Here is a 13,535-nt window from a genome sequence, read left to right on the forward strand (position 1 = left end):
TATTACACAAGAATATTATGCTGTGTTCATACTTATTTGAAAGGAGTTTTAATATGACAAAGAAATGGCAACCTGATGATTTTCCGGTAGGACTCTACGAGCTGCATCCTGATGCAAGCGTTAACTTCCATATGAATGTATTCTATAACTGGACCAATGATAACGTCTTACTTGATGAAATGCGCGAAGTAGGCAAAATTGCTCACAACTATGAAACATTAATTAAACGCTTTATAGAACTTGGAGACGAGTCTTTGAAAAAAGATGCAAAATTACGTGCAGCCTTTTATTTCAGAGGCGCTGAGTTTTTTATTCCACAATCAAATTCACTCAAGCAAACTTTACGTGATCAGTTTATTCAGCTCTCCAAAGAAGCTTATGGTATTACAGATGAACAGCACTATTTAATTCCCTATGAAAGAGGCTATCTTTCCGCTTATCGTCTTTCGGCAGAAAATCCGAAGAAGACTTTGGTTTTATTTGGAGGTTTCGACAGTTATATCGAAGAGCTTTTTCGAATGTCTATGGTATTCAGAGATGCTGGATATGATGTTATTATGTTTGAAGGTCCAGGACAAGGAAGTGTCTTGGAAACCTACAATATTCCAATGACACATGAATGGGAAAAAACAGTTAAAAGTTTGCTGGACTATTTTAAGGTTGAAAATGTAACACTTATAGGCCTCACTTTAGGCGGCAATCTTGTTTTGAGAGCAGCTGCTTATGAACCAAGAGCAAAAAAAGCAGTTGCCTATAATATATTAACGGATTTTTATGAAGCGGTAACGCATCAAATCCCTCCTTCCTTCCGGGATAAGCTTAATATCATGATTGATGAAGGAGATTCACAAACCGTAAATGATACCTTAGCTCAATTGATGAAGCAGAGTTTAATGCTGGAATGGGCTCTTGCTCAAGACATGCATGTTACAGGAAGCAAAACCCCTTATGACTTCCTTAATGGCACAAAGGCCTACAACGCGAATCACTTCTCTCATTCAGTAACTCAGGATGTCTTGCTGCTTGCAGGACAAAACGATCATTACGTGCCAATCAATCAGCTTACAGATCAAATTTTGACGCTAACAAATGTTCGATCACTTTCAGCAAGAATGTTTACTCCACATGAAACATCTGATACTCACTGTCAGATTGGTAATATTGGACTGGCTTTGCATGTTATTCTAAATTGGATGGAACAAACAGACTAAGTCTTAGAAGCTGCAAATTATAAATTTTATACAAGAGCTCTCTTTGACATACATCACATATGTATGACTATTCAAGGGGTTTTTTGCTATGTCCCCTCTCCCATTTTCCCTATCTCCAAAAATACATATTGAAAATCACCCAATGAATGGGTCATTCTGTAAACTAAGTCTCTCTTTTAACCGATAAATACATATGCTGGGTTGTTTATTAAATATCACCTCTCGTCCCTTTATAGCGTACAAACCTTGTAATACATATCTATTTTGACTCACTGTTGTACTCATCTGCGGCTTCGATAATTCAGAAGCAAATGCAAGATGACCTGCTTTACTTGGAAATACCCATCGCATCTAGAAAGGAGTTATGAACTCACTTGAGCGTATTATCAGATGGGATCGGATATGAAAGCCTACGCTTTTATGGTCCCTTTCAGCCACTACACATCGAACAACTTCAAATAACACGTGCCATTAATGATCATGCCTTTTTACATATCAGTGGCATGCTCTCCGAAGAACAAGGAGCTGTATGCATCGGACAGGATATGGAGCAAGAGCCCATTGTGATCCGTCAGTTGGATGATCAGGGACAATCGCTGAGAAGATTGTTCCATGGGATTGTCACACGCATGTCCGTACATTGCGTGCGAGACGTGTATACGTTTGAACTGGAGGCCGCTTCCCATTCTTACCAGATGGATATTAAGCGTAAAAGGCGCTCCTATCAAGATATTCATCGCACTTATGATGATCTGGTCACTGCGCTGGTTCGAAAATATCAATACGGAGATGCCATTGATACGGTAAGCAACCATGCCAAACTGGAGACATTTGTTTTACAATATGAGGAGACCGATTGGGCGTTTTTAAAACGTCTCGCTTCTCGCTTTGACTCCGTACTTGTGCCAGAGGTAACCGCAGCCTCGCCTAAGGTTTTCTTCGGGATGCCCGAAGGCAAGCAGCATAAGGTGGAGCGAGATGTATTTTATCGAGTACGAAAAACGTTTCATGAGTTGGATGCGGAAAAGCCAGGAGAGCGTGCTGGCTCGTATGTCACCTATATGATCGAAAATCTGCAATACTATGCGCTGGGCGACCTCATCACGTTACCCATCGGACAAGGCAAAGAACTGGTCGTGGTTCGGGCCGTGACCACACTAACGGATGGCTTACTACGCACCCGTTACGATCTTCAAGCCGAACAGGATATCCGCTATGCCCGTTATGAAAACGATCAGGTCACCGGGATTTCGCTGACAGGAACGGTACTGAAGGTACAGCAGGATTTTGTACAGCTCCAACTGGACATCGACCCGAAGCAAGATCCTGCCAAAGCCTGCTGGTTTCCAGTAGCCACCCGTTATGTCGCTGAAGAACATAGCGGCTGGTACGATATGCCTGAGATCGGGGAACAGGTGGAATTGTATCTGCCTACACACCGCGAACAAGATGCCTATGTCACGGATTCACTGCGACAACAACGCCACACCAATGGACAGCCGAATGTGAAGGTATGGCAACATGTACAAGGTAGCGGCGTAGAAATGTCTGAGCATGAGCTGACTCTATCCACCTCCGGTGAATTTTCCATTACACTGCATGAAAGTAGCGGCATTACCATCGACAGTCCGGGGAATGTGCAGATTCAGGGTGGTCACGTGAAGCTCGATGCAGGCGAGGAACTTTCACTCGAAGCTGGAACGGCGCTGTATCTAAAAGGCGGGTCCAGCAGCATGGTACTGGATGGTGAGACGGATACCAAAGCTCCGGTGATTTATCAGGAAGGTACGGTGAAAGCCCCTGTTTTCGTAGCCGACCTCCCCCCTGTGCCTGAGCCGCCACTCATGAGCATCAAAGCATACGAGGCGGCGCAAGCTCCATCAGCAGCTAAGACTTCATCAAGCAGCACTCCTACCGCCAAAGTAACAAGTCCGGCTGCACTTCAACAAGCCAACTCTTTGTTGGGTACGGTGTCCAAGCTATTAGGCTCCATTCCAGTGATGGGAAAAGTGGCTGGCGTTGTTGCGGGAGCTTTAGGTGGGCCTGCGGCGGGTGTGATTCTGAAAGCAACCGCTATGATCCCCGTTCGGAGCAAAGGAACTCCTACGATTGGAGGCGGTAAGGGGAACGGTATTCATCCGTTGAAACACTTGGCTGGTCTAGCACTCCAAGGATTGATTAACCAGTATGAACATGATCAAGCGAGACAAGCCTACTATAGCAAGTGGATTCTGGGGAAAGTGTTTACGAGTGCACGTCATATAGCGCATTCTGGTGGCCCACTGGAACTGATTCAGAACCTGCTGAAAGAATCGAATGCCATGGTTCATACGTATCAGCAGATTCCTGTAGATCTGAGACAACGCTGGAGAGCCAATTATGACCGCTACATGGCTCAACAAGCAAAGCCAAAGCAAGAAGAGGAATCTCAGTCGTGGTGGGATCTTATGGCGGCAGGCCAGCTCCAAAATGCGGAAAACGAAGCCATTATGGCGAAGCAGATGGCGAACGAGTTGGAGTATACTGTAGATGTGAGTGGAGAAGTTGTATTAGGAGCAGCAGCCGCAGTTGTAGAAGATTACTCGTTTGGAATAATGAATAAGGAATACTCCTCAAATCATCCGATGGCGCGTAAAACAGGTGAAGTGATCGGACATTCCTTGACAACTGTAGCTGGAGCCGTAGAAATGACGGGTGCAGTGGTAGAAGGATTCTTTGGTGGTTTGGTAACGAGCACAGGAGTAGCAGCACCTGTAGGCGTGGGTGTTATAGTACAATCTGCCCTTTTGGGAGCACATGGGGCAGGGGTAACGTATACCGGAGCATCCAATAGTGTGCAAAGTGCTAAGGATCTGTATCGAATGTCTAAAAGCGAGGGCCCAAATAGTTCACCACCCTCTAAACCTGCTGGCGCAAAGTCAGGCAAGAGCGAAGGAACACCCACCTCGCAGAAACCAAGCAAACTAAACGAGAAGCTTCCTGAAACTAAAGAGACGAAACAAGTTGCCAATAATTTCAAATGGGGAAATCCTAAAAGTACACCAACGTATGGGCATACTTTTTCTGAGCATGGTGCAAAGAAAAAACCCAATCAGCTTATTGATAGAGCAAGAGGAAAGGGGCACCAAATCAGCCAATGGATTGACGAGAATAGTGCAGCGGACTTTCTTGCAGAGGTAGCAAAAAAGGGGCCCGGTGTTCATGAAGTTCCACTACCATCCACTATTAAATCAAGAGGATACTTGCCAGATGGTACTGAAATAAAACCTGATATGGCTAGAGTTATAGTAAAAGAGGATGGTGGAATTAGATCTGCTTTTCCATATAGCAGCGCTCATCCTTCAGGAATAGGAAAATAATAAAAAGGAGAAATAACCATGGAGAATATATACCCAGAGTATGTTACTAAAAGTGCAATTGAAGGTCTTGTAAAGAAAATCAAATTACCTGCTCCTGATGAGTTTTCACAAGATTGGGAGTATGAAGTGTCGGATTCTTCAAGAATAACCGAATTTTTATACGCCTATGAAAATATCGAATTAAACAAAGAAGAAAAATTTGCTTTAATGATTATTATTATTTCATCATTCAATGATGCCATAGTAGAAGGAAAGGTTGAGGAGAATTGGGCTAGTTTTATCAGATATCATCTTCTTCAAGATATTAGTATTCATAAGAATACTATTTATTATTGGTCGATGTTGGATGAGGATGATCTGGAAAATTGTCATGCTGTAACATCTTTCATGAGAGAGATTGTAAATGTCGCCAAATTAGATGATCAAGACTAAAGTTCTAGCGGAATTAATTTAATGGGTTTCATCAGTTAGTACAATACAACAAACCAAACACAAAACAACTTGACAATACGCTTGATAAACTTTCAAGGCTTATTCCAACTTGATCTAATGAGTAGGAGTAAGCTTTTTGCATGTCAAAATCAGTAACTACATAACATAGCAAGTTACTTCCTACACAAATAATAACTTGCCATCCCTCCCCATCAGAGTTAACATACACACACTCAAATAACAGGAGGGAAATATGCTATGTCCATTTGGCCAGATTGGTTTCAGGAAGCGTTACACCAACGATTTTATCAATTAGAAATTGCAAGTGAGTAATGGGCTTCATATTCAATAGAGGACAAAAATCTATTCACTCAAATTGAGCAATTAAAAACCAACTAAAACGTGTATATCCAACGTCTATTAACTGAATGGGAAGAAGCTACAGGCTATCAGTTAACCCAACACAAACAGTCTATTCCATAAATTCATTTAACAGTGATATATTATATAAAATGATTTATCTTTAGTCATTCCACTCTTCAAAAACGTGAGAGGAAGAAAAATGTGTATGGAAAAATTATACACCTAATAACAAACGCTACTTTAGATAAAGATGATAGTGTTATAGTAGCTGCTCTGAAGTTATTAAAAAATGATTGCAATTTAGAAGAATTAGTAGGTGACTACTTTGCTCAACTTGTTAGTATGATTCCTCTGGTTAAAGAACAGAGTACAAAGGCACTTTTAATCGAAACAATTGTAGAATCTCCAGAATTCGTTAACGACGATACGATACTGGACGAATATGTGAAACTTATATCAGAAGGTGCGACTAACGTTCATGAGGCGGCAAGATGTCTAGGTGCATTTACCGCTTCCGGCTCTACAAACAATCAGATATTCTTACAATTGGCCAATAAATTAAATAATAAATTTGCCGTTAAAATACTAGTTTCAATGGGACGTTCTAATTGGGGAAAAATCCCTCATTACCTAGAATCATTTGCTCAAGAGGTTCAAAAAGCACAAAGGATAAGATATCGTTCAGGAATAATTGCAGCCTTTTTATTAATTGTTCATCCTCTATGTTCAGAATATGTTCATATCAGTTCGTTATCTTTTGGATATCCATTTATTGAAGCGGCCATGAATGATTGGGCGTGGGTAACTCCAAAAAATACAGAAAATATAGTACAAAGGAAAATAGTAACCTCAAAGGAAGCTGACGTATTGGTGAAATTAGGGGGCTTATTACGATATAATAAGGACTTGAATTCAAACGAAATTGCAAAGCTCTACACCGAGTTTTTTGAAGATAAGAACCCATTTGATGTTATTTACACTCTACCAAAATAAAAACATAACGCCCAAGAAATCTCTAGAGGAGTTGTTTAGTTCTGTAGGGAAATAGGGAAAGTTCTATCTTCTCCAAAAACAATAACTTGCCTTCCCTCCCCCATACATTTCCTTTCAGCTTTGCACGTTGATCCTTTTCCTTTGGCACTACCTCAAATATTTCCTTATAGACGATCAGTTCATGATTGTTCTTAATTATATATCGCTGCTCTTATCCTTCAAATTGGCAGGCAGATACTATTATTATCAGCAGTGTATTTTCTGAATTTCAGATGGTTGCAAGTTTAAACGGTGTAGCTTATGACGCAAGAACAGGAAAATATTATTATGGAATGAATAAAGGTATACAACTTAGTGGAGATGAAAAGATTGCAGTATCATTTGGAAGCAAAGACAAAGCAGGATTATTGCCAAAAGATTCTCTTAATGAATATGCAGTGGGAAATTGCGCAGAAGTAGATACAGTGAATCAAGCGCTAAATCAAAAGGCTAATGTGAATGATTTATATATATACTATTAAAACAACTCCACACGAATTTGGAGCAGCAAAAATATCTTGCGAAAACTGCACATTTACTTTTAAAGGAAATGTTGCTGACGCACTCACCGGATGGTATAAAGGAGACTAACGATTATGAACATGGAAAAATTTAAACATACTTCAATGAGGGGTAGAGTTGCATATGGTGTTAGCTGTTTTGAGAACGCTATTATAGCCTTGAAATATGATGTTAATGATTGGAAGATCGTTTTGAATTATTTATGGGAATTCACTAATATACAATACTTGGATGATTGGAATGATATAGTCGTTGAATTAATTCCTGAGAATTTAACAGAATTCAAAACATACGAAGAGGAAGAGTTTGAGAAGTTGAGTAAAGATGAATTCATATATTTGTATAGCTTATATCAAAATATTGATGGATCAGTCGACGCCTTACTGCGAGGTATTTATGACCTTGGTATCAGTCATGCGTACACTGTAATCGAAGGATACGGCGAAAGCAGTTTGAAATCTTTGGAGAAAATTGTAAAGCTCATGATAGATTACAATTTTCCATTGCCAAGTATCGAACCATTTCTAAAATTTTCTATAGAAGAAAATAAAGGATGGGGTGACAAGTTTGATGGCACAAAATTATCTAAAATTCTTTAACATAGAAATTGATTAGTTTAAGTGTACCTAAACAGTAAAATTCCAGAAGCTTATTCCAACTTAAATCTATGAGTAGGGATAAGCTTTTTTTTCTAAAGATCTAGCTGAATTGTATACACACAGTTAGCCCTATAACAGATTTTACAAAAATATTGTCGTGATCACGATCACGGTTTAGACTGTAAATTTAAGTTAAAATACAAACAATTTTAAATTTTATTTCATCTAAAACCAAAGATACTGTGATGGATCACAAAGAAAAAACAAGGAAGTGTACAAAGATGAAAAGAACTGATTTACCTCTTGTCTATTCATGTTCTGGATGTTCCTCCGCAGCACAAACCGCTAACATGATCGCTATACAAATGGATCGAGAAAAAGTCGCTGAAATGTCCTGCATAGCTGGTGTTGGTGGTGATGTCAAACCACTTGTCAGAACAGCAAAATCGGGACGTGACATCATTGCAATTGACGGCTGTCCCTTGTCCTGTTGCAAGAATTGCTTAGCAAGACATGAGGTTCAACCCAAATACCATTTCCTACTGTCTGACTTCGACGTACCCAAGATAATAGGAGAAGATCCTAACCCCGATCATTATAGGAATGCTTACACACAAATCTTAGAACAAATTGGACAATAATTCTTAGTCAAAATTAAGGTGTGTATCGAAAGATGGCTCACCCATTTTTTTATTCCTTTGAGGTGTTGGTACAATATACAGTAAAAGTATAGTTGGCTCTTATTAACAATATAAGTAAATTAGTTTTTACTGGTGGCTCTTATCGCATCTTTAAGGGGCACCAGTATTTTTTTACTCCCAGTTTAATCCAGAGTCATTTTTTAAATTTTTAAGTAGCTCATTTGCAACATCTGGCAAAGCGTTTTCGAACACTTTTCTTACAAGTACTATACATTTATTCTCTTTTTTTAATTATTTTCAGATAACTAAGGTTCCCCCTCCTATATTACAAGCTCCCCCGCTCCTTGCTGCCTTGTAAAATTACTCGTCGTTACCATCCAAGCAACACAGCAACTATGTACCTGCTTACCAGCCTTGAGTTGGAGTAGTATACCATTCTCAACATCACGTTTCCAGCATTTGCACTGAACGGCGATTTTATAGCTCTCTTTGCCTTTGAGAATTACTTTGCGTAATAGCGAAGAGCCTAAAAATAAACGTAATGATGAAATTGGTGAATATCACAATATGACAACAGATGTTATATTATACTTGATCGAAGTTGAGCAAAGGAGATGCTTATGATGAATCAAGAACCAAATCAGCAATTAGGTGAGATTATTGAACAGTTCATACATTCATATATTGCAGAAAATAACAATATTCGATCCCGAAAAGTAATCAACACTGCAGATGGGGATACAATAGCTCATTTAAGGGGAATTGGTTTTCCGAAAAAAGGAAGACCGATACAAGAGGTCGTCGATGAAATGAGGAAAAACGTCTATCCTCACCAAACCTTCATGCAACACCCTCGCTTTTTCGCATTGGTTCCTGGTCCAATGTCTCTTTACTCGTGGTTAGGAGATATCATGACCAGCGCTTATAATACCCATGCCGGAAGCTGGATGCTGAGTTCGAGCGCAAGCCTTTTAGAGGGGGAAGTGATCCGGTGGATGTGTGACCAAGCAGGGTATCCCAATACTGCTGGAGGCTTATTTCTGTCGGGCGGATCGCTGTCGAATTTGACCGCTTTAGCGGCTGCACGCAATGCAAGGTTATCCGAGCAGGAATATGCCATTGGAACTGGTTATGTTTCAGATCAAACTCATTCATCGGTCGCCAAAGGGTTACGCATCCTCGGATTCCGTGGTGATCAAATCAGAAAGATTCCAAGTGATAAAAATTTTCGTATGGATGTTTCAGCCTTAGAAAAAAAAGTAATGGATGATCAGGCGGCTGGCATGAAGCCTTTTGCGATCATTGCCACGGCTGGCACAACCAATACGGGAAGCATTGACCCGTTGAACGAAATTGCTGACCTATGTGAAAAACATAACATTTGGTTACACGTGGATGGAGCTTACGGTGCATCGATTTTGGCTTCTTCGAAATATAAGCCCCTTTTGAGCGGTATATCGCGTTCAGATAGCATTACCTGGGATGCACATAAATGGTTAATGCAGACATATTCCTGTAGCGTAGTTTTAGCCAAAGAAAATCAACAGCTTAGAAACTGCTTCAGCACACATCCAGAATATTTGAAAGATGCCGAGACTAATGAAGAATATATTAATTATTGGGATCTGGGCCCTGAATTAACGCGGCCTGCTCGAAGTTTGAAACTATGGGTGACACTACAGGCTTTAGGAACTAATGCTGTCGGTGAAGCCATAGAGCATGGAGTTCAACTCGCAGAATGGGCTGAAGATGAAATCAAAAAACATAATCATTGGGAAATTGTATCCCCCGCACAGTTAGCGATTGTTAATTTTCGATATGCGCCAACTGGATTATCTGAGCAAGAATTAGATTCACTCAATAAAAGGATCTCCCAAGAAATGATGACAAACGGATACGCCTCTGTGCTTACGACACAACTTAATGGAAAAACTGTTCTCCGAATCTGTGCAATTCACCCAGACACTACGGAACATGAGATAAGGAATACAATTCAGCTTTTATCGAATATAGCACGCTCATTGAATGAGACAAAAGCCTTTTTGTGATGAAAAATCTTGAAATGAAATGCTACGCTTTCTGTAAATGAATAAAAATGCTCAACATCACACAAATAAGAGGGGCTCGCCGCCCCTCTTTACTGTTTCCTAAACATCTTCCAAATTATTTGCCATTGTGCAATGCAGTAACAATGAACAGCACTCAATCCTAAAACGTTTTTTTGGAATGCAGGAACATATTCAAATTCCCCTCTAGCCCTCGTGCATCAATGCCTCTCATCTCGATATATCACTACCACACACTCCACATGTGTCGAGACGATGGTAAGGATATACCTCTCGCTTAAGTTGAAAATACTTGCTTTGAAGAACAATACACCATACTAAAAATCTGGTAAACAAATTCTCAAACCGACTTTCTAGGTAGGTATACATTTTTAACGAAAAATAAGTGTTTGATTAAATAGCAAATCATTTCTCTTTAAGTAATTACCATTAAAAGTAATAGGAACCGAGGTTCCATTGAAGTAATCTCTCTTATTATCATGTTTTATAGCATGAACATGAAGATGCGGCTCACTACTGTAACCTGAGTTCCCTACTTTCGCAATTTCTTGTCCAACCTTGACAAAATCATTTTTCTTAACTAATAGACTATTTTTCTTCAAGTGTAACAACAGAATATTATATCCTTGGTGTTTGATGATAATCATATTTGTAGTACTACGGCCCAGGGAGTTTGGGACATTATCTTTTACTCCATCCACAACTTCGATAATTCTACCCTCAACCGGACTATATACTGAATCATTATAAATGGGATAGGATTTTAAAGATTCAGGATTATCAAATATCCCTTTTCTTGAACCTAACGGGGTGAGCTTAGTTATATCCACCGCATATTTCAGAGTACGATGCGAAAAGTGATAGTTCATAGATGAACTCATTCCACCATTCACTACCTCGTAAGCCCCTCCTTTCAAAGGGAACGCTAAATCGACTGCATCTTCGTGTTTAGGAGTGGATGTAATGTATGAAATACTAAATAAAATACATATAAAAACTTGATATATTGCTAATAAACCATAAAGAGAAAGGAATATTCGTGTTTTTCTATTTAAGCCATTAAATTTAAAAGAGCGTAAAGTAACCATTTGACGGAATAAGGAACATCCAAACAATACGATGCAAACCGGTCGTAAATAATAGCTAATTTCTGTCCAATCATTTATGAATAAAATCATGAACGTATATGCACTTGTAAACAAAGTGTGTATATACCACGAAATACGATTTTTAAATGGAAAGTAAGCCATGATCCAGTAAAGTATAAGCGGAATCAGCAGCATTTTTACAAAATAAAAAAACATTCAATTTCTTCCCTTGTCATATGATAATTTGCTTCTTACCTCTTCTTGAAATGCAGTATCCGTTAATAATTTGTAAAAAAACAAATCCAGCTTCTGCTTGAGCCAAATATGATCCACCCCAGAATCATCTTGAATAAACATGGCTAATTGAATGTCATTTCCTTCCCGATCCGTACAATATAAAGCCTCTGTTAGAACAGAAATGGTAGATCCACCTTTGTTTCCAAACTCTATTAACTTGGAGTTATCCACTTGTCGCTGAATTAGCATTTTTAGATATGGATTTATAGTAGAAGGAACCAACTCCCCCTTGTGTATAAGCTTCATGAGGTAAGCATACTCTTTAGTCGTTGAACGAGGAAGCTTGCGCGATTCCAGCACTTGAAGTTTTCGTACATAATTCTGCCTGGTGTTCCATTTCTGAATACATTCTATCCCCTGATCACGATTTAAAATCTGATGAATTTCAATAGATTTTTTCATATATTCCTCGTAACTCATCTCACTTATCTTTTGTATCGACTCTTTAAAGCCTATGTTTTCGGTCTCTTGGATATAAGGAGACATGAATCCCGCAGATGAAAAAGGAAAGATTTTATCATGGGAAGAAAGTGAGAGCTTCATAATATTCTCATTTATCTTATCCAAACCCATTTTCGCCATCAGAAATTCTGTATTGGCATTGGAACTATATGCTAACATGCCGTGAGTAATATCCAATAACGTAATTTTCCCTTGAACCTCTTTATGGTTTGCGCGAATGGATTTGATCCAGTTATGATGAGCGTTACCATCGGAACCAGGGATATAAAATTTATTTAATTCCTCTAAAGGAACAAGTTCCTGCTCGTCTAATATTTTCGCTGCAACTTGGCGAGCAAATTCGATAGCAATGATCACTTTGGCCGTGCTGGCAAGCGGCATTTTAACTTCTGAGTTATAGCTGATTTTCTCCATACCATTTTTGATCATAAACAAAGATGCTTTACTCGGATTTTCCTTCAAAAAACTTAGAACATCCATTTCTGTTTTCTTATTATTTTGGCGCTTCGCAATGAACAAAAACAGGATACATATGAACACAAATATTAAAATTATAGCTACTAACGATAAAATTATTTTCATACTTTGCTCCTTAATGGACACGCTTAGGCTGAAGTTCACATAAGTCGTCACAGTTCCCCACGGGAATCACTTTTCTTTTAGAAGCTATATAATCATACAAATAACCACCAATACCCATTTTTTTGAAAATAATTATAAAGGGAACCGCCCACCAAAGATACGGTATTCTTGTACAAATTTGTGCAATAGAGTCAATTCCACGTTGTATTTTACTGGAATCATTCATTGAGAAACTATGCATTCGCCTTTCTAATTCATTAACATCTAATTTGTATGCTTGAACCAATGAAGAATTCCGAAAACTAACAAGCCGTAGCATTCTAAAATAATCTAGCTTGTACAAATTGTCTTTTATATTTGTACAGACAGGACACCAACCATCATAGAAAACCAGAATTTGTTTGTGTTGAAAACTTACATATCCTAATTTTCTTGTTTTTCTTCGAATTGTAATTGATATTTTCCGGAAGCTGATCTTTATAAAATGGTATAACTTTTTATATTCTCGATCCGTAAACAACAATAATTCCATAACAATCATAATTAGTGAAAACGTCAGTAAGCCCATGCCTATACCGATTCCTGCATGAAACAATATCATAGCAATAACTACAAACGGTTTAAGGCTTTTATTAATTACAGCAAAAGGAAAAGCTATTTTAACAATTATAGATAAATAAGTGAATAAAATGGTGAGTCCAACATAATGGTTAACCATATAATCCAAAATAGGTCTGCTAAACTCTCTCACCTGAGAGATATAATAAAGTGCCGTTCCGTTTTGCCACATTTCTCCCATAAGCTGATACATTCCTGAGAAGAAATAAACAATACACAGTTGTATAATACAAAAAAGTACTGCAAAATTGTGAATTATTATG

Annotated in this window: 12 protein-coding genes; 8 read left to right on the forward strand and 4 right to left on the reverse strand. The window is 38.7% G+C overall.

The features are described 5' to 3' along the window. Positions 1 to 53 precede the first annotated feature (53 nt). The 7 genes from BM358_RS19200 (at position 54) to BM358_RS19235 (ending at position 8,159) form a co-directional block, all read left to right on the forward strand. Positions 54 to 1,211, forward strand: coding sequence for an alpha/beta hydrolase (locus BM358_RS19200; RefSeq protein ID WP_028542228.1), 1,158 nt, complete (start codon positions 54 to 56; stop codon positions 1,209 to 1,211). Between the two features lie 374 nt (positions 1,212 to 1,585). After that, on the forward strand, positions 1,586 to 4,570 hold the full coding sequence (locus BM358_RS19205; RefSeq protein ID WP_256253376.1) for a contractile injection system protein, VgrG/Pvc8 family: 2,985 nt from the start codon (positions 1,586 to 1,588) through the stop codon (positions 4,568 to 4,570). An 18-nt stretch (positions 4,571 to 4,588) separates the two neighbouring features. Further along, a complete protein-coding gene (locus BM358_RS19210; protein ID WP_028542227.1) occupies positions 4,589 to 5,002 on the forward strand; it encodes a hypothetical protein in 414 nt (137 codons plus the stop codon). A 564-nt stretch (positions 5,003 to 5,566) separates the two neighbouring features. Beyond that, a complete protein-coding gene (locus BM358_RS19220; RefSeq protein ID WP_049828470.1) occupies positions 5,567 to 6,358 on the forward strand; it encodes a hypothetical protein in 792 nt (263 codons plus the stop codon). 185 nt (positions 6,359 to 6,543) lie between these two features. Further along, positions 6,544 to 6,879, forward strand: a complete 336-nt coding sequence (locus BM358_RS19225; protein ID WP_028542225.1) for a hypothetical protein — start codon at positions 6,544 to 6,546, stop codon at positions 6,877 to 6,879. Positions 6,880 to 6,993: 114 nt separating this feature from the next. Then, entirely contained in the window at positions 6,994 to 7,518 is a 525-nt protein-coding gene (locus BM358_RS19230) for a hypothetical protein (protein WP_028542224.1), read from the forward strand. Positions 7,519 to 7,799: 281 nt separating this feature from the next. Continuing rightward, positions 7,800 to 8,159 carry a putative zinc-binding protein gene (locus tag BM358_RS19235; RefSeq protein ID WP_028542223.1) on the forward strand — a complete coding sequence of 120 codons (360 nt, stop codon included), beginning with the start codon at positions 7,800 to 7,802 and terminating at the stop codon, positions 8,157 to 8,159. Positions 8,160 to 8,479: 320 nt separating this feature from the next. On the opposite strand, the gene BM358_RS19240 is transcribed toward BM358_RS19235, so the two are convergent. Beyond that, on the reverse strand, positions 8,480 to 8,710 hold the full coding sequence (locus BM358_RS19240; protein ID WP_081819231.1) for a restriction endonuclease: 231 nt from the start codon (positions 8,708 to 8,710) through the stop codon (positions 8,480 to 8,482). A gap of 69 nt (positions 8,711 to 8,779) precedes the next feature. Here BM358_RS19240 and BM358_RS19245 point away from each other — a divergent pair, with 69 nt between their 5' ends. Further along, positions 8,780 to 10,207 (forward strand): pyridoxal phosphate-dependent decarboxylase family protein, encoded by a 1,428-nt coding sequence (locus tag BM358_RS19245; RefSeq protein ID WP_028542222.1) that lies wholly within the window; start codon positions 8,780 to 8,782, stop codon positions 10,205 to 10,207. Positions 10,208 to 10,596: 389 nt separating this feature from the next. Here the strand turns inward: BM358_RS19245 and BM358_RS19250 are convergent, their stop codons facing one another. The 3 genes from BM358_RS19250 to BM358_RS26970 are packed head-to-tail and all read right to left on the reverse strand — an operon-like array spanning position 10,597 to position 13,453. Beyond that, positions 10,597 to 11,529, reverse strand: a complete 933-nt coding sequence (locus tag BM358_RS19250) for a M23 family metallopeptidase (RefSeq protein ID WP_028542221.1) — start codon at positions 11,527 to 11,529, stop codon at positions 10,597 to 10,599. Next, complete coding sequence (locus tag BM358_RS19255) at positions 11,530 to 12,654, reverse strand: serine hydrolase (RefSeq protein ID WP_028542220.1); 1,125 nt, start codon at positions 12,652 to 12,654, stop codon at positions 11,530 to 11,532. It abuts the gene before it with no gap. Positions 12,655 to 12,664: 10 nt separating this feature from the next. Beyond that, positions 12,665 to 13,453 carry a DCC1-like thiol-disulfide oxidoreductase family protein gene (locus BM358_RS26970; protein WP_231517233.1) on the reverse strand — a complete coding sequence of 263 codons (789 nt, stop codon included), beginning with the start codon at positions 13,451 to 13,453 and terminating at the stop codon, positions 12,665 to 12,667. Positions 13,454 to 13,535 lie beyond the last annotated feature (82 nt).

Origin of the sequence: Paenibacillus sp. cl130 (genome assembly GCF_900116035.1) — a bacterium.
Taxonomy (GTDB): Bacteria; Bacillota; Bacilli; order Paenibacillales; family Paenibacillaceae; genus Paenibacillus; species Paenibacillus polymyxa_B.